Source organism: Pantoea sp. DY-17, from assembly GCF_019795975.1.
Lineage (GTDB): Bacteria > Pseudomonadota > Gammaproteobacteria > Enterobacterales > Enterobacteriaceae > Pantoea > Pantoea leporis.
On record NZ_JAIMIG010000001.1, the window covers coordinates 1,219,500 to 1,244,636 of the forward strand.

24 protein-coding genes are annotated in these 25,137 nt (G+C 55.5%); 8 read left to right on the forward strand and 16 right to left on the reverse strand.

Annotation, left to right across the window (positions count from 1 at the left end; translation table 11 throughout):
* The first annotated feature begins 52 nt into the window (after positions 1 to 52).
* On the forward strand, positions 53 to 1,306 hold the full coding sequence (locus tag K5Y33_RS05795; protein ID WP_008104104.1) for an enolase C-terminal domain-like protein: 1,254 nt from the start codon (positions 53 to 55) through the stop codon (positions 1,304 to 1,306).
* Between the two features lie 343 nt (positions 1,307 to 1,649).
* Here K5Y33_RS05795 and K5Y33_RS05800 read toward each other — a convergent pair whose 3' ends face one another.
* Positions 1,650 to 1,958 (reverse strand): hypothetical protein, encoded by a 309-nt coding sequence (locus K5Y33_RS05800; RefSeq protein WP_110866151.1) that lies wholly within the window; start codon positions 1,956 to 1,958, stop codon positions 1,650 to 1,652.
* A gap of 125 nt (positions 1,959 to 2,083) precedes the next feature.
* Between K5Y33_RS05800 and K5Y33_RS05805 the strand changes: the two genes are divergently transcribed.
* Complete coding sequence (locus tag K5Y33_RS05805; RefSeq protein ID WP_137385789.1) at positions 2,084 to 2,365, forward strand: VF530 family DNA-binding protein; 282 nt, start codon at positions 2,084 to 2,086, stop codon at positions 2,363 to 2,365.
* A 290-nt stretch (positions 2,366 to 2,655) separates the two neighbouring features.
* On the forward strand, positions 2,656 to 4,086 hold the full coding sequence (locus K5Y33_RS05810) for a cytosine permease (protein WP_222233437.1): 1,431 nt from the start codon (positions 2,656 to 2,658) through the stop codon (positions 4,084 to 4,086).
* 156 nt (positions 4,087 to 4,242) lie between these two features.
* Here K5Y33_RS05810 and K5Y33_RS05815 read toward each other — a convergent pair whose 3' ends face one another.
* From K5Y33_RS05815 to K5Y33_RS05830, 4 genes are all read right to left on the reverse strand, one after another.
* Entirely contained in the window at positions 4,243 to 5,361 is a 1,119-nt protein-coding gene (locus tag K5Y33_RS05815) for a beta-propeller fold lactonase family protein (protein WP_192233847.1), read from the reverse strand.
* A gap of 9 nt (positions 5,362 to 5,370) precedes the next feature.
* On the reverse strand, positions 5,371 to 6,714 hold the full coding sequence (locus K5Y33_RS05820; RefSeq protein ID WP_222233438.1) for an enolase C-terminal domain-like protein: 1,344 nt from the start codon (positions 6,712 to 6,714) through the stop codon (positions 5,371 to 5,373).
* Positions 6,692 to 8,044: an MFS transporter gene (locus tag K5Y33_RS05825; RefSeq protein WP_222233439.1), complete on the reverse strand. Its 1,353-nt coding sequence runs from the start codon at positions 8,042 to 8,044 to the stop codon at positions 6,692 to 6,694. Before K5Y33_RS05825 ends, K5Y33_RS05820 begins: the two co-directional genes overlap by 23 nt.
* Positions 8,045 to 8,770: 726 nt before the next feature.
* Positions 8,771 to 9,022 carry a helix-turn-helix domain-containing protein gene (locus K5Y33_RS05830; protein ID WP_101764402.1) on the reverse strand — a complete coding sequence of 84 codons (252 nt, stop codon included), beginning with the start codon at positions 9,020 to 9,022 and terminating at the stop codon, positions 8,771 to 8,773.
* A 147-nt stretch (positions 9,023 to 9,169) separates the two neighbouring features.
* On the opposite strand from K5Y33_RS05830, the gene K5Y33_RS05835 reads away from it, so the two are divergent.
* Both K5Y33_RS05835 and K5Y33_RS05840 read left to right on the forward strand, forming a co-directional pair.
* Positions 9,170 to 10,198, forward strand: a complete 1,029-nt coding sequence (locus K5Y33_RS05835) for an NADP-dependent oxidoreductase (protein WP_222233440.1) — start codon at positions 9,170 to 9,172, stop codon at positions 10,196 to 10,198.
* A 109-nt stretch (positions 10,199 to 10,307) separates the two neighbouring features.
* Complete coding sequence (locus K5Y33_RS05840) at positions 10,308 to 11,561, forward strand: SfnB family sulfur acquisition oxidoreductase (protein ID WP_222233441.1); 1,254 nt, start codon at positions 10,308 to 10,310, stop codon at positions 11,559 to 11,561.
* Here K5Y33_RS05840 and K5Y33_RS05845 read toward each other — a convergent pair.
* Genes K5Y33_RS05845 through K5Y33_RS05865 form a run of 6 tightly spaced genes read right to left on the reverse strand, consistent with a single transcriptional unit; the run spans position 11,558 to position 17,417 of the window.
* A complete protein-coding gene (locus K5Y33_RS05845) occupies positions 11,558 to 12,925 on the reverse strand; it encodes an LLM class flavin-dependent oxidoreductase (protein WP_222233442.1) in 1,368 nt (455 codons plus the stop codon). The two genes, K5Y33_RS05840 and K5Y33_RS05845, sit on opposite strands and share 4 nt — an antisense overlap.
* A 12-nt stretch (positions 12,926 to 12,937) precedes the next feature.
* Positions 12,938 to 13,924, reverse strand: coding sequence for an ABC transporter permease (locus K5Y33_RS05850; protein WP_222233443.1), 987 nt, complete (start codon positions 13,922 to 13,924; stop codon positions 12,938 to 12,940).
* Entirely contained in the window at positions 13,917 to 14,930 is a 1,014-nt protein-coding gene (locus K5Y33_RS05855) for an ABC transporter permease (RefSeq protein ID WP_222233444.1), read from the reverse strand. The genes K5Y33_RS05850 and K5Y33_RS05855 overlap by 8 nt, the downstream gene beginning before the upstream one ends.
* Entirely contained in the window at positions 14,927 to 16,450 is a 1,524-nt protein-coding gene (locus tag K5Y33_RS05860; protein WP_222233445.1) for a sugar ABC transporter ATP-binding protein, read from the reverse strand. The genes K5Y33_RS05855 and K5Y33_RS05860 overlap by 4 nt, the downstream gene beginning before the upstream one ends.
* Positions 16,440 to 16,607, reverse strand: coding sequence for a hypothetical protein (locus tag K5Y33_RS23640; RefSeq protein ID WP_255610236.1), 168 nt, complete (start codon positions 16,605 to 16,607; stop codon positions 16,440 to 16,442). The genes K5Y33_RS05860 and K5Y33_RS23640 overlap by 11 nt, the downstream gene beginning before the upstream one ends.
* Positions 16,608 to 16,625: 18 nt before the next feature.
* Positions 16,626 to 17,417 (reverse strand): sugar ABC transporter substrate-binding protein, encoded by a 792-nt coding sequence (locus K5Y33_RS05865; RefSeq protein WP_255610237.1) that lies wholly within the window; start codon positions 17,415 to 17,417, stop codon positions 16,626 to 16,628.
* Positions 17,418 to 17,711: 294 nt separating this feature from the next.
* Between K5Y33_RS05865 and K5Y33_RS05870 the strand changes: the two genes are divergently transcribed.
* A complete protein-coding gene (locus K5Y33_RS05870; RefSeq protein WP_110866144.1) occupies positions 17,712 to 18,476 on the forward strand; it encodes a hypothetical protein in 765 nt (254 codons plus the stop codon).
* Between the two features lie 141 nt (positions 18,477 to 18,617).
* The gene (locus tag K5Y33_RS05875) at positions 18,618 to 19,358 is read left to right on the forward strand and encodes a nitroreductase family protein (RefSeq protein ID WP_101764410.1); all 741 of its coding nucleotides are present in this window, start codon (positions 18,618 to 18,620) and stop codon (positions 19,356 to 19,358) included.
* A gap of 37 nt (positions 19,359 to 19,395) precedes the next feature.
* Here K5Y33_RS05875 and rluF read toward each other — a convergent pair whose 3' ends face one another.
* A complete protein-coding gene (rluF, locus tag K5Y33_RS05880) occupies positions 19,396 to 20,277 on the reverse strand; it encodes a 23S rRNA pseudouridine(2604) synthase RluF (protein WP_222233446.1) in 882 nt (293 codons plus the stop codon).
* A gap of 178 nt (positions 20,278 to 20,455) precedes the next feature.
* Here rluF and K5Y33_RS05885 point away from each other — a divergent pair, with 178 nt between their 5' ends.
* Positions 20,456 to 21,193 carry an HPP family protein gene (locus K5Y33_RS05885; RefSeq protein WP_222233447.1) on the forward strand — a complete coding sequence of 246 codons (738 nt, stop codon included), beginning with the start codon at positions 20,456 to 20,458 and terminating at the stop codon, positions 21,191 to 21,193.
* Here the strand turns inward: K5Y33_RS05885 and K5Y33_RS05890 are convergent.
* The 4 genes from K5Y33_RS05890 to K5Y33_RS05905 are packed head-to-tail and all read right to left on the reverse strand — an operon-like array spanning position 21,163 to position 25,120.
* A complete protein-coding gene (locus K5Y33_RS05890) occupies positions 21,163 to 22,104 on the reverse strand; it encodes a metallophosphoesterase (RefSeq protein ID WP_222233448.1) in 942 nt (313 codons plus the stop codon). The two genes, K5Y33_RS05885 and K5Y33_RS05890, sit on opposite strands and share 31 nt — an antisense overlap.
* A gap of 12 nt (positions 22,105 to 22,116) precedes the next feature.
* Complete coding sequence (locus K5Y33_RS05895; RefSeq protein ID WP_110866140.1) at positions 22,117 to 22,935, reverse strand: carbohydrate ABC transporter permease; 819 nt, start codon at positions 22,933 to 22,935, stop codon at positions 22,117 to 22,119.
* Positions 22,932 to 23,846, reverse strand: coding sequence for a carbohydrate ABC transporter permease (locus K5Y33_RS05900; RefSeq protein WP_222233449.1), 915 nt, complete (start codon positions 23,844 to 23,846; stop codon positions 22,932 to 22,934). The genes K5Y33_RS05895 and K5Y33_RS05900 overlap by 4 nt, the downstream gene beginning before the upstream one ends.
* On the reverse strand, positions 23,846 to 25,120 hold the full coding sequence (locus tag K5Y33_RS05905; RefSeq protein WP_222233450.1) for an ABC transporter substrate-binding protein: 1,275 nt from the start codon (positions 25,118 to 25,120) through the stop codon (positions 23,846 to 23,848). Before K5Y33_RS05905 ends, K5Y33_RS05900 begins: the two co-directional genes overlap by 1 nt.
* Positions 25,121 to 25,137: the final 17 nt, after the last annotated feature.

A 25,137-nucleotide genomic window follows, 5' to 3' on the forward strand; every position in this document is an offset into this window, starting at 1 on the left:
ATAACATGTAGGACATCATACAGCATGTTATCCAGATACTGTGAGGATCATGATGAGTAACCTGAAAATTACCGATGTAAAAACCATCCTTACCGCGCCAGGCGGCATCGATTTGGTGGTGGTAAAAATCGAAACCAGCGAACCCGGTTTATACGGTTTGGGCTGCGCCACCTTTACTCAGCGTATCTACGCGGTCGCCGCCGCGATTGAAAACTACATGAAGCCGTTTTTGATCGGCAAAGACCCGGCGCGTATCGAAGACATCTGGCAATCGGCGGCGGTCAGCGGTTACTGGCGTAACGGTCCGGTGATGAATAATGCGCTCTCCGGTGTGGATATGGCGCTGTGGGACCTGAAGGGTAAAGTTGCCGACCTGCCGGTGTATGAACTGCTTGGCGGCAAATGTCGTGATGGCGTGCCGCTTTATCGCCACTGCGACGGTGCCGATGAGATAGAAGTTGAAGACAACATCCGCGCGCGCATGGAGGAGGGCTATCAATATGTGCGCTGTCAGATGGGCATGTATGGCGGCGCGGGTACCGATGATTTGCGTTTGATCGCCGGCAAGCTGGCCAAGGCGCGCAATATCCAGCCGAAGGTGTCACCGCGTAATCCTACTCACGGCATCTATTTCGATCCGGATGCTTATGCGCGCGCCGTACCGCGCCTGTTTGATCATCTGCGCAACAAGCTCGGTTTTGGCGTTGAGTTTATTCACGATGTGCACGAGCGCATCACGCCAATCGCTTCGATTCAGTTGGCGAAATCACTCGAACCGTATCAGCTATTTTTCCTCGAGGATCCGGTTGCGCCAGAAAATATCGACTGGCTGAGTAAATTACGTAGCCAAAGCAGCACGCCAATTGCCATGGGCGAGCTGTTTACGCAAATCAACGAGTGGAAGCCATTAATTCAAAACCAGCTGATCGATTATATTCGCTGCCATGTCAGTACCATTGGCGGCATTACACCGGCGAAGAAGCTGGCAACTTTTGCGGAACTGTTTGGCGTGCGCACCGCGTGGCATGGTCCGGGCGATATCTCACCGATTGGTGTGGCGGCAAACCTGCATATTGATTTGAGCATCACCAATCTTGGCATTCAGGAGTACACGCCGGTGAATGAGGCGCTGCAGGAAGTGTTCCCAGGCTGTCCGGAGATTGATCGCGGTTATGCCTACCTCAGCGATCGTCCGGGGTTGGGCGTGGATATCGATCTGAAAGAGGCGGCGAAATATCCGGTATCGGGCGGTATTCCAGACTGGACTAACGCGCGTCTGCCAGATGGCACGGCGGCACGTCCGTAAACGTATTGATGATTCGAGAGGAACCACTGATTGGTTCCTCTTTTATTTAGTTTTCAAAACGTCCTGAGGTTGCTTCGAATCGAACGTTTCCGCAAAGGCATCCGCAGGTGAAATGGCTCATGAATTTTCTCCGTAATGATGACGTTGATGAATATAGTCCAAGGCGGATATCCGAATTTAGCCGCTACAACCAAAGGGCGCATAATGTATATTATGTTAAATGAAGTATCTCATTGCGCACTTCAACCATCATCCGCTCATCATCTGCCTTCTTTCACCTCCGTCACCAACAATCCGTAACCCGCGATTATCCCGGCGACGGACTGTTGAACGCACGTTGCCGTTATCTGCGCCCTTTAATCACCGACGCCTTCCAGTTGAAATCACTGACTTCACTCTCTTTCAACGATTCAGGTTTCTTCCTGCGCGTTGGCGTTTTCTTTGCCTTTTCAGCCAGCGCTTTCTCTTTGGCCAGTTTCGTCGTCATAATCTGCTGCCGGGCTTCCGCCGTGAACTCTTTCTCTTTCTTTGCATCCGGCTCTTTGCCAGTGCGCTGGCGATACTTCTCCATCAATCCCTTAAACGCTTCTTCTACTGCAACGCGTTCACTGAGATTGAATTGATCGATGGAAATCATTTTCTTGTCGTTCATAGCGTACCGTCCAATAGTGATTTTCTGGCAACAAGTGTACAGCATTTACCGGCAATGAAGATCGCACCATTGCCGCTTGCGTGGCTTTCTTGTAACCTTTGCCGTCAACATTTTAAGGATTTCCTATGAACGATCATCGCTCCAAAGATCCCTTGCACGGCGTCACGCTTGAGATGCAAATTAATGCGCTGGTCGCCCATTATGGCTGGGCCGAACTGGGTAAGCTCATCAATATCAACTGCTTTAAAAGCGATCCGAGCGTTAAATCGAGCCTGAAGTTTTTACGCCGCACACCTTGGGCACGCGCTGAGGTTGAAGCACTGTATCTGGATTCACTGGATGATTTTGCTGCGGATAAGGCAGATGATTCCGCGCCAAATCCCTGGACCATGGGCAAAGATAAGTAATTTCAGGCGACAAAACCGGCAGCGCTACGTGAATTCTCGGCAACTTCCACCCTGCTCTTTTTGCAGAATTCACGTAGCGACATCATATAAGTTCTCCCATTTATCCTCCGCTCTGTCACTTTCATAACTTCCCAACCTTGCCCGTGTCATCACATTTTCCAATGACCGATCGTATTGTAAGTTTCCATGCTGCATGACAATATCGCTACATGTATATACATGTACCACCAAGAGAAGCCACATCACACTAACAATAATTTCCCACCTTTAGCCGCTTCAGCGAGGAAACTATGTCAGCCGAATCACCTGCAGCAGATTACGCCGGCGCAGAGAAAAAGCGCCTGTCAGAAACGCGATCCATTGATTACATTCCTCCGAGCGAACGCCACGGACATCCTTTCAGCCAATTCACCTTGTGGTTTGGTGGCAATTTGCAGATCACCGCCATCGTAACCGGCGCGCTGGCCGTGGTGTTGGGCGGCGATGTGGTGTGGTCGATCATCGGCTTGCTGGTTGGGCAAGTTGTGGGCGCGGCGATCATGTCACTGCATGCCATTCAGGGACCGCGTCTCGGATTGCCGCAAATGATCACCAGCCGCATGCAGTTTGGCGTATATGGTGCGGTGATTCCGTTGGTGTTGGTGTGCATCATGTATGTCGGATTCTCTGCCAGCGGCACGGTGTTGGCCGGACAGGCGCTCGCCAAACTGATTAATACCAGCAATGCGTCAGGCATGATCCTGTTCAGTGCGATTATCGTCGTCATCGCGGTGCTGGGATATCGCGTGATTCACAAGCTCGGTAAAGTAGCCAGCGTGATTGGCGTGCTTGCCTTTGTTTACCTGTTTATCACGCTGCTCTCAACCCATGATCTGTCCGCGGTGTGGCAGAACCAGCATTTCACGGTCGCTAACTTCCTGCTTGCGGTTTCGTTGTCGTCGTCATGGCAGATTGCATTTTGCCCGTATGTTTCTGACTATTCGCGCTATTTACCGGCTAACGTCTCAGCCAAAAAACTTTTCAGCTGCGTTTTCTTCGGCACGGTTTTAGGAACGCAGGCTTCAATGACGTTGGGTGTAATTGTCGCGGCGATTGCCGGTAAGGCTTTCTCTGGCAACGAGGTTGGCTATATTGTCAGTTTAGGCAGCAGCGCTACGATGGCGATGGTGATCTATTTTGCGATCTGCTTCGGCAAAATCACTTTCACCACGCTGAATGCTTACGGCAGCTTTATGTCACTCACCACCATCGTTTCTGGCTTCCGTCAGAAAACCGCATTAAGTCGTGGCGGCCGCATTCTGTTTGTGGTGTTGATGGTGACGATTTCTTGTGTGATTGCGCTGATTAGCGAACCCGCTTTCCTGAAATCCTTCACTCATTTCCTGCTGTTTTTACTGGCCTTTTTTGTGCCGTGGAGCGCAATCAGCTTGACCGATTTCTACCTGATCACCAAAGGTAAAGTAGATGTGCCGGCGCTCTCCCAGCCCAACGGACGTTACGGTCGCTGGAACTGGGCGGGCATAATTGTCTACTTCTGCGGCGTACTGGTGCAGTTGCCGTTCATTGATAATCCACTGCATCACGGTTCGTTAACCTGGATTTTTGCCGGTAATGATGTGTCGTGGATCATTGGCTGGATTGTCACCGCACTATTGTGGTTAGCCGCAAAAAAGGTTGATCGTCAAGGGACCTTGTCGCACTCTGTTTACCCCAATCAGTGACATTGTCACGCATGTCATATTAATGAATCGCGCTCACAAGTGCTTGCAACTTTGAGCGCATTATCATTCAGCCAGCCCACCGCTACACTTTAACTAACGAGAAATATAAGCAACTGTAAGGCGCACCTGGTCGCCATTAATGGCAATCCTTAGGGATTATTTGTAACTCACCACCGTCACCCAATTGGCGTCACCGCCGGCCGGTGCTTCGCCAACGCGCTTTAGCGCCCCGCTTTCTTGATCAATGGCATAGCTGCCGGTCACCGCACTCTTTTCGCCGCTGGCAATCAACCAACGTCCGTCAGCGGTGATCGCGATGCCGCGCGGCTGTTTCTCAACTTGCCAGCTATCAATCAGCGTCAGTTTGCCGTCTGCTTTGTTAATCCGGTATCCGCTGATGGTGCTGCTGGTCCGCTCGCTGACATAGAGAAAACGGCCATCCGGCGTCAGACGAATATCGGCCGCCCAGATGCGCGGCGTGGTGTCGCTGTAGCCCGGCGGTCGCTCTTTGCCGTGTTGCAGCTGATATTTTTCCGCTACCGCATTTGGCGTCTCCGCCACTTTCACCAGCTCACCGCTGGCTTCACGACGAAACTGCGTAATGATGCCGCCCATCTCGCCGATGTTGTAGAGATAGCGATTATCCGGCGACAACACCGAATGGCGCGGTCCGTTTTCTGTCGCCGTTTTAACATAGCCGTTGCCTAACCCCGAAAGCTCTCCCTCGGCGCTCAGTTTCAATTGCAGCACGCGATCGGTGCCGAGATTGCCGACATAAGCCTGCTCGCCGCTCGCATCAACAATCACCGAGTGCGCGGCATGTCCGGTTTTGTAACTCCCGACCGGCGGCGCAATCAGCTTGCCGTCGCTATTGAGTCGATAAACGTGCACCACATCGCCATCATAGGAAGCGCCCAGCAGAAAACGACCCTGCGGATCCGTGCTGATGTAGGGATAACTGGCCGCAGCGGATACGCTATTCAACGGGCTGAGATCGCCCGTTTTGCTGTCGATGTTCCAGCTCACCAGTTGCAGCGGTTTACTGCGAATCGCGGCGTACAGATGTTTATGATCGGCGCTCAACGCCATCGGCATCACTTTGCCGCCGACCTGAGTGCGTCCTAATAGTTGCAATGCACCGGTTTGCTCATTCAGCGCGTAGCGCGCGATGGTGCCATCATCGGCTTCTGAAACGTAGACAAAAGTCTGCGCCAGCAACGGCGCGCTGGCGGCCAACGATGCTAAAAGCGTCGCCGCGCGTAATAGGTTCTTCATGCTGCTTCCTTAGCGTACCAATGACGGACGTTTGGCGTCATAACGCCAGTTATCGATCAAAAACTGCATCCCCAGTGCATCGTTGCGATTTTTATCCGGCAGCGCGTTATATAGCGCATGCGCCTGTTCGATGCGATCCATATCCAGCTCGATGCCCAATCCCGGCCCCGGCGGTAACTCCAGATAGCCATCGCGGATTTGCGGCGGTTGACGCGTAAGCTGCTGACCATCCTGCCAAATCCAGTGCGTATCAAAGGCGGTTTGACGATCGCCAGGCGCGGCGGCACCCAGGTGCGCCACCATCGCCAGCGAAATATCAAAATGGTTATTGGAGTGGCAGCCGGTTGTCAGCCCCCATTCGTTGCACAGCTGCGCCACCACGTTGGCGTTACGCATCGTCCAGAAGTGCGGATCGGCGAGCGGAATATCAATGGCATTCAGTTGCAGCGCATGATGCAGCTGGCGCCAGTCGTTGGCGATCATATTAGTCGCGACCGGCACGCCGGTGGCGCGGCGAAACTCGGCCAGCGTTTCCCGACCGGAATAGCCTTGTTCAGCGCCACAAGGATCTTCCAGATACGGCACCTTCCCCGCCAGCTGCTTGCCAAAGCGAATCGCCTCCTCCAGCGACCAGCTGGCGTTAGGATCGACGGTGACGCGTGCTTCAGGGAAGCGCGCCAGCAGCGCTTCCACCGTTGCCACTTCCACTTCACCTGCCTGCACGCCGCCTTTGAGCTTGAAGTCGCGGAAGCCGTATTGCTCAACTGCCGCTTCGGCCAGTCGCACCACGGCATCGCTGTCCATCGCCGCTTCATGACGCAGACGGAACCAGCCTTCTTGCTCATGCTCCCCTGATCGATAGTGCATATTGGTGCGCTTGCGATCGGCGATGTAGAACAAATAGCCCAGCACCGGAATGCGATCGCGCTGTTTACCGCTGGCGAGCAGGTCCGCTACCGGCAGGTTAAACAGCTTGCCCTGCAGATCCAGCAGCGCCGCTTCTATGGCGGCGGCGGCGTTATAAAACTTCTCCGGATTCATCTGCGGGATATGAATGTCGTTGGTGTGTGAGGTTTGTTGCTGACGTGCCTCGCTGCTGAACAACTGGCTCAGCGTCGCGTTGAGACGCAGCAGCGAACTGCCTTCTATCAGCGGGCGAAACTGTTCCAGCAACTGCAAGGTGGATGCATGACACGGCGTTTCGCCTACGCCGGTATGTCCGGCGGAATCGGTCAGTATCACGATGATGCGCGTGAAGTAGCAGTTATGGGCGCCGCCAATGTTCAATAACATGCTGTCGTAACCGGCAACCGGCACGATGCGCATCGATTTAATGACTGGACTGTCTGACATGGTTTCTCTCCGTGTGACCGAAAGCGGGTGGTACAGGTTTGCGACGCAGCAGCAAATAGAGTCCGGTAACCACGGACACGCTGGTTAGCGCGTAAAGTCCGCCGGTGGTGCTGCCGGTGTGCATTTCGAGGTAGCCGAATACCGTGGGCGCAAAGAAGCCGCCGAGATTGCCAATCGAGTTGATTAGCGCAATGCCGGGCGCGGCAATCGAGGCGGGTAATTCACTTTGCGGCATCGGCCAGAAGAACGCCGCGCTCACTTTGGAGCCGATGCAGGCCACAATCATCGCCACAAAGCCAAACCACGGCGTTCCCAGCGTGGCCATAAAGGTGCCGCATGCGGCGATCAGCATGGCGATGCCGAGCCCTTTATCCAGTTTATCGCGATAGCGGTCGGTGGCTTTGCCGAGCAGAAACAGCGCGACGATAGCAAACAGCCACGGCACGGCGGTCAGCAATCCGGTTTCAAAGCTGTTGAAGCCCTGAATACGCTGAATGATTTGCGGCAGCCAGAACACTAACGTGTAGCCGGTCATGGTCATGGTGAAGAAGATCAGGCAGTAAGACAAAAGGCTGCGATCGCTGATCAAGCCCCAGCGGCCGTGTTTCACCGCGTGCTCTTCGCGCGCATCATCTTCCAGCGCTAGCTGCTGCGCCAGCGCCTGTTTCTCGGCATCGCTCAACCATTTCGCGCCTTGCGGTTTGGATACCAGCACAAAGGCGGCCAGCAAGCCGATCACCATTGATCCGCCGCCTTCCATAAACATCACCCATTTCCAGCCCGCGATGCCGCCAACATCATGCATCATCAGAATGGCACCGGTGAGCGGACCGGAGAACAGAAAAGCGCTGGCGGTGGCGCTCAACACCATCGCGGTAGCTCGCCCTCGCCACGCATTCGGCACCCATTGACGAAAATAGAACAGCACGCCAGGGAAGAAGCCGGCTTCCGCCACGCCGAGCAGGAAACGCAGCAGATAGAAATGCAGCGGCGTACTCACAAAACCGGTAAGCACCACCATCATGCCCCACGTAATCATGATGCGCGTCAGCCACACGCGTGCGCCGAGTTTCTTCAGCATCATGTTGCTCGGCACTTCAAACAGCGCATAGCCGATAAAGAACAGCCCCGCGCCTAAGCCGAAGGCGGCCGCACTAATGCCCGCATCCGTTTGCAGTTCGGCTTTTACGAAGCCGATGTTTGCCCGGTCAATTTGGTTCACAATTAACATTAGCGCCAGCATCGGAATGATGCGGCGGAAGAACTTGCCGATAGCCGAGGCGATATGCGCGTCATGATCGGGCGATAATACGTATTGTTGTTGTGTCATGCGTCACCTGTAGGGAGAAAAGCATCGCTATAGGTATACGCAGCAGAGTGTGGCCAGGTGTATGTGGCATTGCCCGAGACCGCTTAGGCAAATGCCCTATGATTGTTAAAATTCATGGTGTTATATTAATTCGCGTCGAAAAGTTTACGCTTGGTTTGTGCGCTGGCTCACTACGGGCCCCGTGCCTGAGCATACCTCACATTAAACTGAGCGACTTTCGTTCGCCATAGGCTCAGATTGTTTCAGTTTTGCCGTGCGGCGACCGAGCAAAGGGCGCCTGGCCGCGCCCTCTGCACTCCCGGGCCTTGCGCCAGCCCAATCCGCCGCTGCGCGGTACCTTCACTCATTCACGATTCCTGACGGACCGGCGCCGATTCGCTCCTGCTCAGCGCCGCCTCTCGCCGCATCCATGCGGCTCGCCCTGGAATCCCTCATTCGTTCAGCGGTTTAGGATGTCGCCTCAACACCCGCGCTGCTGCATCAATGCATTAATTTGACTCACCATCGCTATAAATCCCGTAGGGTCACCATTTATGGTGACCTGGTACACAAATGGCCCAGGTTCCATAAAGTGCTTTCTCAGAAGTTGTTGTTTGAAGACATTCGGGTAGTTACAGCTATGAAAACTAAGATAATGTAGATAATTAATTTACCTGAAGGACAAATCCTCCCGATAAAGCAAGTAACTTCAAAAGTTACATATTGAAAATTCATGCAAGGATGAGGTCAACCCTCATCAAATAAAGTGTCCAGGTCTTCTAGCTGTGGAAATGAGAAATCAATGGCTGAAAGTTTCAATCCCAGTGACGTCAAATAAAGAGTAAATGCTTTCAACGATCCCGCGTAATGGCCATTTTCAATCTGTGAAATAACCGTGCGATGAATGCCTGCACGCGTCGCAGCGTCGGCTTGAGTCCAACGGTTAGCCTTGCGCCTTTCCTGACATTTAGCGCCTATTGCTTGCAAACCAGGCAACATAAAACCTCTATTGTTGGTATATGATAACAATGTCTATATTTTTACCAAAATGTTATCATATAGCAACACTTAAGTTCTGCACAGGCGGCCTTAATGCCTTTTCCTCGTCTACACTTGCCTCACGTGGAAACGCTAATAGAGGTAAAAATGTCGCAATCTAATCAACGTAATCAAGCTTGGCTATTAGCTTCACGCCCGCATGGCGAACCGGTAAAAGAGAATTTCCGCCTGGTGGAGCAGCCCATTCCTGACGTGAAGGACGGCCAAATCCTGCTGCGCACGCTCTATTTGTCGCTCGACCCCTATATGCGCGGGCGCATGGATGACAGCAAATCTTATGCTGCACCTGCTGAACTCGACCAACCGATGGTTGGCGGCACGGTGAGCGAAGTGGTGGAATCTAAACACGCGGATTTCCAGCAAGGCGATGTGCTCCTCGCGCAAAGCGGCTGGCAAAGCTATGCGGTTTCGGACGGAAACGGCGTGGCGAAATTGGGCGATCTGCCCCATCCTTCCTGGGCGCTGGGCATTCTCGGTATGCCGGGCTTTACGGCCTATATGGGCTTGATGGATATCGGCCAGCCAAAACAGGGTGAAACCCTGGTGGTCGCGGCGGCTACCGGCCCGGTCGGTGCAACGGTGGGTCAGCTTGGCAAACTCAAAGGCTGCCATGTCGTCGGCGTTGCGGGGGGCGAAGAGAAGTGTCGCTATGCGATTGAGAAGCTCGGTTTCTCCGCCTGTATCGATCACCATCGTGACGACTTTGCGGAACAGCTGGCGGCTGCCTGCCCGGACGGCATTGATATCTACTTCGAAAACGTTGGCGGCAAAGTGTTTGATGCCGTATTTCCGTTGCTGAACACCGCGGCGCGCGTGCCGGTGTGTGGCCTGGTTTCTGGTTACAGCAGCCGCGAATTACCGCCGGGCCCGGATCGCACCCCGCAAATCATGGGCGGCATTCTTAAACGTCGTATTCGCATGCAGGGCTTTATCATCTTCCAGGATTACGGCGATCGTTATCCTGAATTCCTCAAAGCGATGACGCCGCTGGTGGAGCAGCAAAAAATCCACTACCGCGAGCACATGATCGACGGGCTGGAAAATGCCCCGCAGGCGTTTTTCGATATGCTGAAAGGCAAAAACTTCGGTAAAACCGTGGTGAAAGTCGCGCAGTAAACCGTTGTGTTAACGCTATTTTTCACTTTGCATAGCCGCAATTGAGATATGGCGCGCGCTGAGCGCATGAGAAGATATTTTCCCTACATCGTCATTATCGGGAGTTCTCATGTCGCTCAGCCAAACCCACATCCTGAAGGTCAATTCCCAACAGCCTGAAGCACCCGTTCCCTTACCTGCTGAACCGGCGCATATCATTCGTGATGATGCCGAAGCCATTGAGATTGCTCAACGTCTGGCCACCGAGTTTGCGCGTGACGCCGCACTGCGCGACCGCGAAGGCATCTTGCCGCTCAACGAATTGGATGCGTTCTCACAAAGTGGCTTGTGGGCGATGGCGATCCCTAAAATCTATGGCGGCGCGGGCGTATCCTGGGTGACGGTGGCGAAAGTCATCGCCATCATTTCGGCGGCAGATTCCGCGCTCGGTCAGCTACCGCAGAACCATTTAGCCGGCGTGGCGCATCTGGTGGCGGATGGCAGCGAGGCGCAGAAACAAGAACTACTGGGCGAAGTGCTGGCTGGCTTGCGCTGGGGCAACGCTTTCTCCGAGAAGAATTCGCGCACCGTCGCCGATTTCCAGACGCGTTTTCAGCGTGAAGGTGATGACGTGGTGATCAACGGCGAGAAATTCTACGCCACCGGCGCACTGCTGGCGCATCGAATTCACGCAGTGGCGCTCGACGATCAGGATCGCGCGCATCTGATTGTGCTGGATCGCAACACGCCGGGCGTGACCATCATTAACAATTGGTCGAGCTTTGGTCAGCGCACCACGGCATCGGGCACCGTGCTGCTGGAGAACGTGCGCGCCCCGCTATCCCGCGTGATCCCGGCTTATCAGGCGTTTGAGCGCCCGACTGCCGCCGGTCCGATTTCGCAGATTATTCAGGCGGCGGTGGATGTGGGCATTGCTCGCGGCACTGTTGAAGACACGCTGCATTTTGTGCGCGAGCGGTCACGTCCGTGGATTGATAGCGGTCAGGAGCGCGCATCCGATGATCACTTTACGCTGGCGGCAGTCGGGGATTTGAAAATTCGCCTGCACGCCGCTGAAGCCTTACTGTGGCGCGCTGGCGAAGCGATTGATCTGGCGCTGCGGCAACCCGATGAAAGCACGGTGGCTGCGGCAACGGTCGCTACCGCTGAAGCCAAAGTGTTAACTACCGAAATCGCTATTCTGGCAGGTAACAAGCTGTTCGAACTGGCGGGTACACGCTCAACGCTGCAGGAGTTCAACCTCGATCGCCACTGGCGCAATGCGCGCACCCACACCTTGCACGATCCGGTGCGCTGGAAGTATTACCACGTCGGCAATTATTACCTCAATGGCACCCCGCCGCCGCGCCATGCATGGAATTAACGGTGGCGAAAACGTGCCGCTGGATGGTCAGCCGTGAGTCGCGGCTGACCAAACAACCGTTCGCGCAACGTCACGGCTTGCGCGGGCGTTTCACGGATAAGCCCTCGGCTACGCAGCACCGGCATCACATGCTGGATAAAATCCTCAAAGCTGCCGGGACTAATCGCCCACGCCAGATTGAAGCCATCAACACCCGACTCCGCGGCAAACTGTTCCAGCTGATCGGCGATACTCTCCGGACCGCCGATCAGCAGCGGATGCAATCCGCCAATGCCGATGTAGCGCGCCGCATCACGCAGCGTCCAGCGTTTTTGATCGTCAATGCGCGTCAGGCTGGCTAAGGCTGAGCGACAGGCATCGGTTTCACGAAACGCTAGCGGCGTATCCAAATCCTCCTGTGACCAGTCGATACCGGTCCACGCAGAGAACAGCGCCAGCGCGGCCTCTTCGCTGATGTACTGCTGATAATCGCGATATTTAGCCTGCGCGGCTTCATCACTCTCTGCGGTGATCACCGTGATAGCCGTGACGAAACGCAGCGAAGCCGCATGGCGCCCTTCTGCTGCGGCTAACTGGCGGATGCGTTGGATATCCGCAGCAATGGCCTGCGGCGTAACGCCGCCGAGAAATATCACTTCCGCGTTGCGTGCAGCGAATTGCGCCCCGCGACTGGAGGTTCCCGCCTGAAACAGCACCGGCGTGCGCTGCAGACTGGGCTCGCTTAGGTGCGCATCCGGTACCTGATACCAGCGCCCGGCATGCTTGATAGCATGCACTTTGGCCGGATCGCTATACACGCTGTATTGCTTATCGCGCCGCACCGCGTCCTCTTCCCACGATCCTTCCCACAGCTTGCCGGTGATATCGAGAAACTCCTGCGCGCGATCGTAGCGTTCATCGTGCGGAATTTGCTGCGTCAGCCCCAGATTACGTGCCGCTGAATCCAGCATTGACGTCACCACATTCCAGGCGATGCGCCCGTTGCTCAGGTGATCAAGCGTGGTGAATTTGCGCGCAAGCAGATACGGCTGTTCGTAGGTGGTAGAAACGGTGATGCCAAAGCCCAGATGTTGCGTCACCGCTGCCATTGCAGAAACCAGCAATAGTGGATCGTTAACCGGCATTTGTGTCGCCAGACGCAACGCCGCGTCCGGCTTGTTTTGCCACACGTCCAACTGACCCAGCGCATCGGCGATGAACAGCGCATCAAACCCGGCGCGATCCAGCTGTTGGGCAATATCGGTCCAGTAACGCAATTCGGTATAGCGATGAGCCTGATCCTGCGGATGCCGCCACAATCCTGCGGAGATGTGGCCCGGCACATTCATCATAAAACCAAACAGTAAAAACGGTGCCCGGCTCATCTTTGACCTCTCTCAGCTGTGATGACGCGCGCGCAGAGCCCCGACGGCCAGCACAATGAAAATTAATCCGCCGGTGGCGACCTGTTGCCAGTAAAAATTCCAGCCGACCAGCAGCAAGCCGTTGGCGATAAAGCTCAGCAGCACCACGCCAAGCAGCGTGCCTAACACATTGGGCCGACGTGATGGCGCGAAGGTGGCGCCAATAAAACTGGCACCAATCGCATTCAGCAGATAGGCATTGCCCGACAGCGGCACCCAGGCTTTGACGTTTGCCGCCAGAATCAAACCGACGATACCGGCAATCAACGCTGCGAGAATAAACGCCAGCGCAGTGAGTCGTTTCACTGGCACGCCCGAATGCTGCGCAACGCTGTACTGCTCGCCCATTACCCGCAATGAACGGCCGGTGGCGCTGCGATGCAGCAACTGATAGAGCGCCAGCGCTACCAGCAACAATAGCCACAACGGCAGCGGAATGCCGAGCAGCGCGCCGTGACCTATCGCCGAAAATCCATCGGGCAGTTTCTGGCTCAGCAGATAAACCGGTTGTCCGCCATTTGACGACAGCTGCTGCACGCTTTGTCCGATAAACAGCGTGCCAAGCGTGGCGAGAAACGGCTCCACGCCCAACTGTGTCACCAAAAAGGCGTTAAACACGCCAACCAGCAGCGCGGCAATTAATGCCGCGAACAGCGCCACTGGCAAACTGACCTGATGCAGCACCAGTGTCACCAAAACCAGACAGGCAATATCGATCGCCGTGCCCACCGAGAGATCAATCGCGCCAATGCGTGTCACCAACGTCATCGCCAGGGCGACGATCGCCAGCGGCGCGACGTTATTGAGCAACACACTGCGAATATTGGAGACAGTGGCAAAAGCCGGCGCCGCGAAAATAAAGAACACGAGCAGCGCTACAAAGGTCAGCACGATGATGGCGCGCAGCCAGCCGGTCTGGCGCGGGCGTGGCGCGACAGGTGATAACAAAGAATCAGACACCTTGCGTTCTCCTTGACTGGCGACGACGTAACAGCGCGGTTAACGCAACCACTAACAGGATCAACACGCCTTCGACGCCGTTTATCCAGTAACTTGAGACATTGATCAGCTGAAAGCCGTTGGCAATCAGGCTGAGAAATAGCGCGCTAATCAGTGCGCCGCCAAGTGTCGGCACCAGCCGACGGGAAAACACCACGCCCAATAGCGCCGCCGCGATCACCATCAACAGATTGTCGTTGGCGCCAGGCGAACTGCCGCTTAGTAGCGACACCGACGCAATTGCCGCGATAGCCGCGCTGACGCCACACAACACGTAGCTCAAACCCTGATAGCGTTTAACGCCGATGCCCGCCGCATTCGCCGCCTGCGGATGGCTGCCCACCGCCTGCAAGCGCAGGCCAAAGGACGTCAGGCGGCTCAAGGCTATCACGCCAAACGCCAGCAGCAGAAACGACCAGCCCAGCCACGACACCGCTAGCGGACCGTTGCTTAACAACAGATTTTGCAGATCGCTGCTGGCTGACACCGAGGCGTTGCTGGTCAGCACCATTTCCAGGCCGATAGCGATATTCATGCTGGTGAGCGTTGCCAGCAGCGGCAAAATCCCCAGCCAGACAATCGCCAGCGCGTTAAACAAACCCACAGCCGCACCGGTTAACAGCGTCAGCAGCAAGGCAATCGCGATGGGCTGACCGGCGTTGAGCTGGCTGGCAAACACCGCCGCACTTAGGCCAAGGTTGGCGGCAATCGACAGATCAATGCCGCCGGTAATACCCTGCAAGCCGCCGCCGCTTAAAACCAGCGTTAAGCCCAGCGCCAGCGTGCCAACCACTGCGGTTTGTTGCAGCACGTTGCCGAGGTTCATCACCGTAAGGAAAATCGGCGACAGCCAGGCAAATACGGCTAAAACCAGCAAAATAATCAGCAGCGAAACGTGTTGCAGCCACTGCTGACCGCGCACGCTGCGTGGCGCTGAAACCGGTGCAGATTGGGTAATATCACTCATGAAGCACGCTCCGTTAACGCGCCGGTGCCCGAAGCCCAGGAGAGAATTTCCTGATGGCTGGTGTGCTGTGCCTCCAGCGTGGCGACATGTTCGCCGCGCGCCAGCACCATAATGCGATCGGCCAGCGTTTGCAGTTCGAGTAAATCGGTGGAGAACACCAGAATCAGGGCGCCGTCATCAGCCAACTGCTGCAATGTGTGATAAATCGCCGCCTTAGCCGCAATATCAACGCCCACCGTGGGCTCATCCAGCAAATACAGACGCGCACCGGTGTTTAACCATTTGGCCAGCACCGCTTTCTGTTGGTTGCCGCCCGAAAGCTGACGCAGCGCCGCCAGCTGCCCCGGCGTGCGGATATCCAGTTGCTGAATGTTCTTCGCCACCAGTTCGCTCTCCGCCTGACGCGAAACGCCGCCCCAGCGCAGCAAGCGCTGCACCGTGGTTAAGGTGACATTGTCACGCAATGACAAATCTAACGCGACGCCGTTGGCGCGGCGATCCTCCGGTACAAAGGCGATACCGCGCTTCACTGCGGCATGTGGAGAAGCCGGCACGCCGCTCACTTCGCCCAGCGTAACCTTGCCGCTGACGCCGTTTTCTAGCCCGAACAGCGCGCGAATCAGCGCTTTACCGCCGGAACCTAACAAACCGGTGATGCCGATGATTTCACCTTGTCGGCCGGTGAACGACACACTGTGAAAACTGCCGGGCGCGCTGAGCGCAGTAACCTGCAGCACTTGCGCACCGGCGCGGCGCGACTGACGCGGTGCCAGTTCATGACGCGCGTCGCCTACCATCGCCGCGATCAGTGCCGCCGGTGATAGTTGATCTGCGTTGAACTGCGCCACGTCTTTGCCGTCACGTAGCACCGTGACGCGTTGGCACAGCTCCTGAATTTCATCGAGATAGTGCGAAACATAAAGCAGCGCGATGCCCTGCTGGCGCATGCGTTCAATTACCCGGAACAGCGCATGCACTTCATGGCGCGCCAGCGCGGCGGTCGGTTCATCCAGCACCACCACGCGCGGCGCGTTTTGCAGCACGCGACAGATTTGCACCAGTTGCTGCTCCGCCACGCTCAGCGTGGCGATCAACGCATCAGGATCGAGTTGCAAACCAAAGTGCTGCTGCAGCTGCTGCTCTGCCTGCTGGCGCATACGACGTCGCAGGATAAACGGCGTACCGGCTAAGCGCGGTTCGTTGCCAAGCCACAGCGCTTCCGCCACCGTCAGCGAGTCGGGCAACAATCGCTCCTGATGCACGATGGCGATGCCCTGGCGTTGCGCCTGCGCGGGCGTAGCGAGCGTAAGCGGCTGGCCATCCAGCTCGATGCTGCCGCGATCGGCGGCGTGAATGCCGCCTAACACTTTGATCAGCGTCGATTTACCCGCACCGTTATGGCCAATCAAGCCGTGTACTTCACCGGCATGCACGCTGAGCGACACCGATTGCAGCGCAGGCACGCCATCAAAAGCTTTGCTGATGGCGTGCAGTTGCAACAGCGGCGCGTTATTTACCATCCGTTTGACCCAGGGTTTTCTGCGCTTCGGCAGCGTTCTCTTTAGTCACCAGAATCGACGGCACATAGGTTGCGGGCGGCAACGAACGATCGCCAGCGAGGTATTTCGCCACGTTCTGCACCGCCGTTTGGCCAATCACATACGGCTGCTGCGCCACCACCGCTGCCGCGCTGGATTAGGGATCTTTAACCAGCGACACCACATCCGGGCTGCCATCCACCGCGTACGTTTTGATTTCGTTGCGTCCGGCAGCGTCTACCGCCTGCGTGGCGCCGATTTGCGGCACATCCCACGCCGCCCAAATCGCCTGCACCGAACCTTTCGGATATTTATTCAGTAATTGACTGATTTGCGCATACGCATCCTGCACGGTATTCGGGATGACATCGCGCAATTCAGGTTGGATAATTTTAATTTTCGGATACCACTTCAGCACGGCTTTTAACTGGTCGTAGCGCATTGCGACTACCGGCACGCCATAGAAACCGTTAAATACCAAAATATTGCCTTCGCCGCGCAGGTCGTTTACCAGTTTTAATGCTAACTGTTCGCCAATATAAAAATTATCCGATGTGGTGACGTTAATACTGGATGGGCTGGCGGTATCAACGGTAAATAAAGGAATGCCCGCTTCGCGTATTTTTTTCAGCCAGGGTTCCAGCACCGACGCTGTGCCGAGGGTTTCAATAATGGCATCCGGTTTTTGCGCAATAAGCGTCTGAATCTGCGCAATTTGCTGCGACTCTTTACGCCCGCCATCCAGCGCAATCGGCGTTCCGCCAAGGCGCTTCACCTCATCGATTTGTCCCTGATAAGCTTTCAAATCCCAGTAGTGATCGGTACCCGCGACGGTAATGCCAATGCGTTTACCCGCCAGCGACGGAATCGGTTGATCCTCGGCGTGCGCCATTCCTGATAATAGTGATAGAGAAGCCAATAACAGACCTGCCAGGCGGTGCTTTTTCATTCTTAATATCCCTGGAAACAATAAAATAATGTTGTGTGACGCCTGTTATCTGGCGTGTGAAATAAAAATTATCACAGCCATTTTTTATCCATAATGCTATTTTCTCCTTAGGCTAGCTGGCGATTGGTAATAGCCAATACGCACTAGTTCGGTGCGTTTTTTCCCGCTGCGCTTTGTCGGTTTTTTATGCACAGTTACGTAAAGATACTGGTAATCCATACAGATAAGGTTCAGGATGGTCACTCATCCTGGATTAGCACCCACGGCCATTCACCCTCTATCTGAGGGCTCGTAATGAACTTTTATTCAACTGAAACCGTTTGCGCCATTACCGGTGCCAACCGCGCCAATTTACGTCGCTGGTTGCGCGGTGGATTAATTTCTGAAAATCACGTCAATAAGGACTGGAGCCGACATCAGGTTGATGAAGTGCTCGCCATGATGGCATTGACCTCGGGTGGTGCCACGCTGTGGCAAATCTATCAAGGCCGTCACTGCGGGCTCGATTACTCTTCGTCTGGTTGGGTGGCACGCCGCGGCGATCTGTTACGGCAGCTGGAGTTAGGCTCTGATCGAGAACTGGCGCGTACTGTGCGCAATCTGGCGGGCGATTACAGCAGCGACGATTTCGTCAATGTGCTGATGAAACCGCTCAACCGCTGGCTGCGTGATGATACGCGTCGCGGGGCATCACGCAGGTTAACGCGCTTTCATGAAGCGATCGTTCATCACAGCGACTGTGTAAAACGCGCTTCAGCCCGTCAGCAGCAGATGCCACTGTTACTGGAAGTGGTCAGCACCGGCGATGAAACGGAAGTGTGGCTGGAAGCCATTCGCCTTACCGGACAAGGATTTTGCGTCGAGGTAGATCAAACCTCACAACCGATGCTGTACAGTTCAGAAAGCCGCCACGATCATCACCTGCTGTGGTGCGGTGCCGGGATCAGCCATGAACGCATGACTCAGTTCCAGCGCGGATTACGTTCCGGTAAACCGGTGATGCTGAGCGGACCCGATCGCAGCGTTCATCCGGCTGTCGCTGAAGCCAGAGTCGCTTAGCCGGTGCTTTATGCACCGGTCTCATCGCTTATCCCATTCCGCACTTTGCTTATTCAAAAGAAGTAGTTAGCCACGGCAACAACGGTTAAGTCACATCACTCTCTCTTCTGCTACGCTCTCGCCTCCCAATCAGGAGGATCCATGAGTTCATTAATCGATATTTTCACCAGTCATAAAAGCGATCGCAGTTTTACCGACCTTCCCGTTGCGGATGCGGTGCTGGATCGCATCATTTCGGCCGCCTATCGCGCGCCAACCTCGGTGAACTCGCAGCAGGTCTCTTTGGTGGTGACGCGCGATGCTGAAAGACGCGCACAAATCTCCCAGATTGCTGGCGGTCAGCCGTGGATTGCCAAAGCCCCGGTGTTTATTACCCTGGTGCTGGATATGCATAAATCGCGTCTGGCGATGAACGCTATCGACCGCGAGCAGATCGCGCAGCAGAGCATCGAAAGCATTGTGTCGGGCTCAACCGATGTGGGTATTGCGTTGGGTTCTATCATGGCGGCAGCGCGTGCTGAAGGTTTGGGCATTGTGCCGATTGGCGGTATTCGTCGCGATGCGCAGGCGTTAATCCGCTTACTGGATTTGCCGGAATATACTTTCCCGGTGGCGGGCGTGGTGATTGGCCATGTCGATCAGCCTGCGCATCAGAAGCCGCGTCTGCCGCTGGCTACCTTCCGTCATGAAGAGCGCTATCAACGTGATGGACTGGAGCAACACATCGCTGCCTACAATCAGGAGATGGTGCAGCACTGGAAAAATACCGGACGTGAGGATGGCGAGAGCTGGAGTGAAAGCGTTAGCGGTTATTATCACAAGATTTACTTCCCGCACGTGCTGGACGCGCTGAAGAAGCAAGGGTTTGGCAACGACAAGTGACGGCTTTTCCCCGCGCGCTGTGCGCGGGGAAAGAAAATTAACGCCCTTTCTTCTTACGACCTGGCTGGGCGAAACGCTGGCGATTAGCCGGTTTTGCCCCCGCTTTCTCACCCGGTTTAGCGCCAACCGTCGCGGGCTTTTTCGCCGCGCTGGCGGGTTTCTTTTTCGCCTGCGTCTTCTGCGTTTTTTGACCTTCGGATGATGAGTCTTCAATCAGTTTGAACAGATCGATCAGCTCGTCATCGGTCAAATCGCGCCACTCACCGAGCGGAATGCCTTTCAGGCTGACGTTCATGATGCGCGTACGTTCAAGCTTGGTCACTTCAAAGCCGAAGTGCTTGGTCATTCGACGAATCTGACGATTCAGCCCCTGAACCAGAATGATGCGGAAGACAAAGGTCGACTCTTTTTTAACTTTGCACTTTTTGGTGACGGTGCCGAGCATCGGTACGCCCGCGCCCATTCCGGCAATAAATTCATCGGTGATCGGTTTATCAACGGTGACCACATACTCCTTTTCGTGGTTATTACCGGCACGCAGGATTTTATTCACCAGATCGCCGTGGTTGGTGAGGAAAATCAGTCCCTGCGAATCTTTATCCAGGCGACCAATCGGGAACACGCGCTTGCTGTGATTAACGAAATCACCAATGTTGTCACGCTCACCCTCTTCCATGGTGGTGATGATGCCAACCGGTTTGTTCAGCGCAATCAGCACTAAGTCTTCTTCGTCACGCGGCTCAATCAGCTGCCCGTTCACTTTGACTTCATCCCCTGCAAACACCTGCGCACCGACGGCAGCGCGTTTACCGTTAATGAACACGTTGCCTTGCTCGATGTAACGATCGGCATCGCGGCGTGAGCAGATTCCGCTCTCGCTGATGTATTTGTTCAGGCGTGTGGATGAGTTAGGCAGCATGGTTCCTCCGAAAAAAACGGACTATACAGCAACCTTAGGCGTTGGTTAAGCCTCGCGACAATCATCAGCATTTCTCTTACCACGATATAACAGCACACTAACAATGTGGTTGTTGTCAGCGGATCGATCAGCGACAATTCGCACCCATCGTTTTTTCTTATGACAGAGTGATTCCGTAATGACAAATCAGCCATCGGTGACGTGGATAACCTCCGTGCGCACCTTTCTGGCCCGCCTTTGGCCTCATCCGTTACCGGGAGGCAGAAAGCAGATGGTCATCGCCAGCATTGGCGCGGGATTGGGTTTAATGATGACCAGCCTGACCAGCCACTGGCTGCTCGGTGAAGTGAATCTGTGGTTTGTCGCGCCGATGGGCGCTTCAGCGGTATTGCTGTTTGGTCTGCCGAACAGCCCGCTGGCGCAGCCGTGGTCAATTGTCGGCGGCAATCTGGTGGCGGGCGTTGTTGGCGTCACCACCGCGCTGTGGGTTCCCCATCCCGCGCTGGCGTGTGGTATTGCGGCCTGTGTGACGATTGCGTTGATGTTTCAACTGCGCTGTTTGCATCCACCGAGCGGCGCGGTGGCGCTGACCGCAATTTTGGGCGGTAACGGCGTCCAGCAACTGGGTTACCACTTTATTCTGACGCCGGTGCTGTTGAACTCGGTTTGCCTCGCGCTGCTGGCGTTGCTGTTTAACAATCTCGCTGGGCGCCGTTACCCGCATCCGCTGGCGGCAACGGAAACCAAAGCGTCGCCTGTAGTGATCGACGTAGCGATTACGCGTGAAGACCTGCATCAGGCGCTGGAAAGCGGTGAAGTGCTGGATATCGATGAGGATGATTTGCAGCAGTTGCTGCAACGCGCCGAAGAGATTGCGACTCTTCGTCAGCGCGGGCAGATGCCGGCATCATCATGAGTGGTCGCCATAAATGGCGACGCTACACCGTATTCTTTCACGATGACTTCATCGCCCTCAATTTCAACCACCGCATACGGCACCTCTTCTGCCCCATCCAGCATCCCTTTGAGCGTATAGAAGCCTGTTTGACCGATGCGCGCAAAGCCGCCGCGATGATCGTGTCCTGAGAAACAGCATAGTATGTTGTAACTAGAAAGCAGCTCTGCTAGCACGCTGCCGTTGAGTAAGTTGTGGCTGTTATGCGGCGCCAGCGGATAATGCCCAAACACCACCACTTTCTCCCCTTGCTGCTGGGCTTGCTGCAACTGCTGCTCAATCCACGCCAGTTGCTGAGTTCCTACCGCACCGTTCCAGGGTTTCGCCTGCGGCTGCTGGCGCGCGGTCAGGTCCACCAGCATTGCCTCCGCCTGCTTGCGATCGTCACCGTTCTGCGTGTTGCAATAGAGGCTGATGTCGTTGCCGTCATAAACAATAAAACGCCAGCCCTGCAGCCCAAAGGCGTAATAGCTTTTGGGTAGCGCAGCGGCTTCGTTGAGATGCTGCGCGATGGTCTGCGCATCGTGATTACCCAGCACCACCGCATGTGGATGTTCGAGGCGATCGTAAATCGGCAATATCGCCGCGTAGCTGTTCCAGTCGCGATCGACTAAATCCCCCAGCGTAACGACAAAATCCAGCGGCTGCTGATTCAACACCGCAATCGCCTGCGGCAGCTTATGCAGCGCGTGACGATAGTAGAGATTTTTCGCCATATCGGCGTCGATGTCGGCATATTGCGGATCGGCAATCAAACCAAAACGCAGCGTGCTGCTCAGCGGCGCGGAACGTACATCGGGCAAGGCATAGAGCTCGGCGACATCGCCCAGCAGTTCATGCTGCAGTTCAGTCAGCGGATGCGGATAAGACACGAAAAGCACTCCTTAGCGAATACCAGCACGCATAAACGATTGAATAAACTGACGCTGGAAGATCAGGAACAGCACTAACAGCGGCAACGTCGTCATTAACGTAGCAGCGCCAATCAACGCCCATTGCACGCCCTGCTCCGGCGCCGAGAACAGTTGCAGGCCCACGGTGAGCGGCCGCACGTTGACCGAATCGGTGATCACCAGCGGCCAGAGGAAATCATTCCAGTGGAAACTGATCGACACCAGCGCAAACGCCACATAGATCGGCTTCGCCAGCGGGATGTAAATCTTGCGCAGAATGTAAAAGCGGCTGGCACCTTCCACAATCGCCGCCTCTTCCAATACCAGCGGAATACTTTTAAAGGTCTGGCGTAGCAGAAAGATGGCGAAGGCCGAGGAGAAATACGGCAGCGCGATGCCGGTCAGCGTATCGCGGAAACCCAGCGCGCCGATGGTTTTGTAGTTATTCAGAATCAGCACGTCGGGGCTGATCATCAGCTGCAGCAGGATCAGCGCGAAGATCGCGCCGGAAAATTTCAGGCGGAAGCGCACTAACGCGTAAGCGGCCATGGTCGCCAGAATCAGCTGCACCACCACAATCATCAGCACCAGCAAGCTGGTATTGAGGAAGTAGCGACCAAAGGGCGCGGCGTGCCAGGCATTAACGAAGTTCTGTAAGGTCAGCGGCGAAAAAAGCGAAAAGCTCGCCTGATCGGATGCCGGATGAATCGCCACCCAGATCGCCACCAGAATCGGTAAAAACCACAGCAACGCGGCAAGCCCAATGCCCATATTCAGACACAGGCGACCAAACGTGATTGTTGGCTTCATTGGTAATGGGCTCGCTTGTCCAGCAGGTTGAATTTAAGCAGTGCAATCGCGGCGAGGATCACCAGCAGTACCACCGTCATTGCCGCTGCGGCGGGCATATCCCAGAAGCTGAAGGCGGTGCGATAGATGTAGAACAGCAGCAGGCTACTGCTGTTATTCGGCCCGCCGTTGGTCATCGCGATCACCTGATCGACGATGCGAAAGGCATTCATCGAGGCATTGATCAGCACAAACAGCGTGGTGGGCATCAGCAGCGGCCACTGCACGCGGCGGAAGAAATAGCGGCGTGACGCCCCTTCTATCTGCGCGGCTTCGCTCAGGCGCGGATCGATCTGCTGCAAAGCGGCGAGATAAAAGATCATAAAGAAGCCCGCTTCGCGCCATACCGATACCGCCATCAAACAGTACAAGGCGCTACCCGGTTCGCCGAGCCAGTTCATCGCTGGCAGCGAAAACAGCGCCAGCAGCTTATTCAGCAAACCCAGCTGCGGCGTGTAGAAGAACAGCCACAGATTGGCGATGGCGATCATCGGCAGCAGCGAAGGAATAAAGAACGCGGTGCGCACCAACGCATTGGCACGCATATGACTATTGACCGCCAGCGCCATCAGCAGCGCCAGCATGACCGCCAGCGGAATGGTGATCAACGCATACAGCAGGTTATTCCACAGCGACTGAATGAAGATGTCGTCATCCAGCAGCGCAAGATAGTTATCCAGCCCAACAAAATGGGCTGGACGACCGTTACGTGCTGCGCTGAACAGGCTTTCCCATACGGTCGCAACCGCCGGATAGTGCGTAAACAGCAGTAAAAAACTCAGTGCCGGTAAAATCAGCAGGTAGCCATACAGCTGCATCGACCATAACCGGGGCCGCCGAACCGGCGCAACGGTGAGCATCGTGCTCGTCATTATTGATAAGACTTCAGCAGACGATCGGCTTGCTTCTGCGCGCCTTCCAGCGCTTCGGCTGGCGTTTTCGCCTGCGTCACCGCCGCTTCTACCGCGTGATTGAGCGCATCCTGAATCTGCACGCTGTTGTAAGTCGAGAGTTCTGGCTGCGCATACTTCAGCTGTTCACGCGCCACCAATGCCTGAGGAACCTCTTTAACGTAATCCTTCATCACCGTGGTATCCCATGCCGCCGGAGAGGTCGCTACATAACCGGTGGCGATACTCCAGCGCGCCGCCTGCTCGGGTGAGGTTACCCAACGGATAAACTCCATCGCCGCTTTCTGCTGTTCTGGCGAGGCATTTTTGAAGACATACAGGTTACCGCCGCCGGTTGGGCTGCCGCGCTGGGTTTTCTCCGGCAGCATCGCCACACCGAACGGGAATTTCGCATTATCACGCACGTTGGTCAGGTTGCCGGTGGTGGTCACCATCATGGCCGTTTTGCCGCTAATGAAGTCCTGCGGCGTGGTGCCCCACGCAATGGCACCCTTCGGCGACACCTCCTCTTTCTGGCCGAGATCGGTCAGCCACTGCAGCGTTTCCACGTTGCCCGGCGTATTGAAGTGCACCGCGGTGCCTTTGCCGTTATCCAGACGACCGCCGTTGGTGGCGGACAAGCCCTGGAAGTTCCAGTAGCCGTTTGGCGTGGACGGAATCTCGATGCCCCATTGGCTGACGCCGTTAGCATCTTTGATCGTGAGTTTCTTACTGAATTCGACCACCTGCTGCCAGTTGGCCGGTGGCGTATCGGCGTTTAAACCGGCTTTCTCGAACGCCTGTTTGTTCCAGTACATCACCACAGTTGAACGCTGGAACGGTACGCCCCACACTTTGCCGTCAATATGACGCAGAAACGCCGGATAGAAACCGTCGATCCATTTTTTGCCTTCCTCACCCTGCGCTAAATCGCTGGCCGCCACAATCGCACCGGCATCAATCAGTGAATACGCTTCGATATCACCGATCACCGCCAGCTGCGGCGCGTTGCCACCACGAAAGGCGGTCAACGCTTTGGTCACGGTGGTGGCGTAGTCACCGGTATACACCGGCTGAATGCTCACGTCCGGATGCACTTTCTGGAAATCCGCCACCAGCGAATCCACGGTGTGGCTCACTTTGCCGCCCACCGCGATCGGGTAATACATTTGCAGCTTGACCGGTTCAGCCGCAAAAGCTGAGGTGGTGACGGCGAGGACTAATGCAGAAAGACGTGAATAACGAATCGCAGACATGATTTTCCCTTGAGCAA

Excerpts from the sequence above, each read along its gene's own strand:
- K5Y33_RS05795 (WP_008104104.1), top strand. The coding sequence starts at position 53 with ATGAGTAACCTGAAAATTACCGATGTAAAAACCATCCTTACCGCGCCA.
- K5Y33_RS05800 (WP_110866151.1), bottom strand. The coding sequence starts at position 1,958 with ATGAACGACAAGAAAATGATTTCCATCGATCAATTCAATCTCAGTGAA.
- K5Y33_RS05805 (WP_137385789.1), top strand. The coding sequence starts at position 2,084 with ATGAACGATCATCGCTCCAAAGATCCCTTGCACGGCGTCACGCTTGAG.
- K5Y33_RS05810 (WP_222233437.1), top strand. The coding sequence starts at position 2,656 with ATGTCAGCCGAATCACCTGCAGCAGATTACGCCGGCGCAGAGAAAAAG.
- K5Y33_RS05815 (WP_192233847.1), bottom strand. The coding sequence starts at position 5,361 with ATGAAGAACCTATTACGCGCGGCGACGCTTTTAGCATCGTTGGCCGCC.
- K5Y33_RS05820 (WP_222233438.1), bottom strand. The coding sequence starts at position 6,714 with ATGTCAGACAGTCCAGTCATTAAATCGATGCGCATCGTGCCGGTTGCC.
- K5Y33_RS05825 (WP_222233439.1), bottom strand. The coding sequence starts at position 8,044 with ATGACACAACAACAATACGTATTATCGCCCGATCATGACGCGCATATC.
- K5Y33_RS05830 (WP_101764402.1), bottom strand. The coding sequence starts at position 9,022 with ATGTTGCCTGGTTTGCAAGCAATAGGCGCTAAATGTCAGGAAAGGCGC.
- K5Y33_RS05835 (WP_222233440.1), top strand. The coding sequence starts at position 9,170 with ATGTCGCAATCTAATCAACGTAATCAAGCTTGGCTATTAGCTTCACGC.
- K5Y33_RS05840 (WP_222233441.1), top strand. The coding sequence starts at position 10,308 with ATGTCGCTCAGCCAAACCCACATCCTGAAGGTCAATTCCCAACAGCCT.
- K5Y33_RS05845 (WP_222233442.1), bottom strand. The coding sequence starts at position 12,925 with ATGAGCCGGGCACCGTTTTTACTGTTTGGTTTTATGATGAATGTGCCG.
- K5Y33_RS05855 (WP_222233444.1), bottom strand. The coding sequence starts at position 14,930 with ATGAGTGATATTACCCAATCTGCACCGGTTTCAGCGCCACGCAGCGTG.
- K5Y33_RS05860 (WP_222233445.1), bottom strand. The coding sequence starts at position 16,450 with ATGGTAAATAACGCGCCGCTGTTGCAACTGCACGCCATCAGCAAAGCT.
- K5Y33_RS05865 (WP_255610237.1), bottom strand. The coding sequence starts at position 17,417 with ATGAAAAAGCACCGCCTGGCAGGTCTGTTATTGGCTTCTCTATCACTA.
- K5Y33_RS05870 (WP_110866144.1), top strand. The coding sequence starts at position 17,712 with ATGAACTTTTATTCAACTGAAACCGTTTGCGCCATTACCGGTGCCAAC.
- K5Y33_RS05875 (WP_101764410.1), top strand. The coding sequence starts at position 18,618 with ATGAGTTCATTAATCGATATTTTCACCAGTCATAAAAGCGATCGCAGT.
- rluF (WP_222233446.1), bottom strand. The coding sequence starts at position 20,277 with ATGCTGCCTAACTCATCCACACGCCTGAACAAATACATCAGCGAGAGC.
- K5Y33_RS05885 (WP_222233447.1), top strand. The coding sequence starts at position 20,456 with ATGACAAATCAGCCATCGGTGACGTGGATAACCTCCGTGCGCACCTTT.
- K5Y33_RS05895 (WP_110866140.1), bottom strand. The coding sequence starts at position 22,935 with ATGAAGCCAACAATCACGTTTGGTCGCCTGTGTCTGAATATGGGCATT.
- K5Y33_RS05900 (WP_222233449.1), bottom strand. The coding sequence starts at position 23,846 with ATGACGAGCACGATGCTCACCGTTGCGCCGGTTCGGCGGCCCCGGTTA.
- K5Y33_RS05905 (WP_222233450.1), bottom strand. The coding sequence starts at position 25,120 with ATGTCTGCGATTCGTTATTCACGTCTTTCTGCATTAGTCCTCGCCGTC.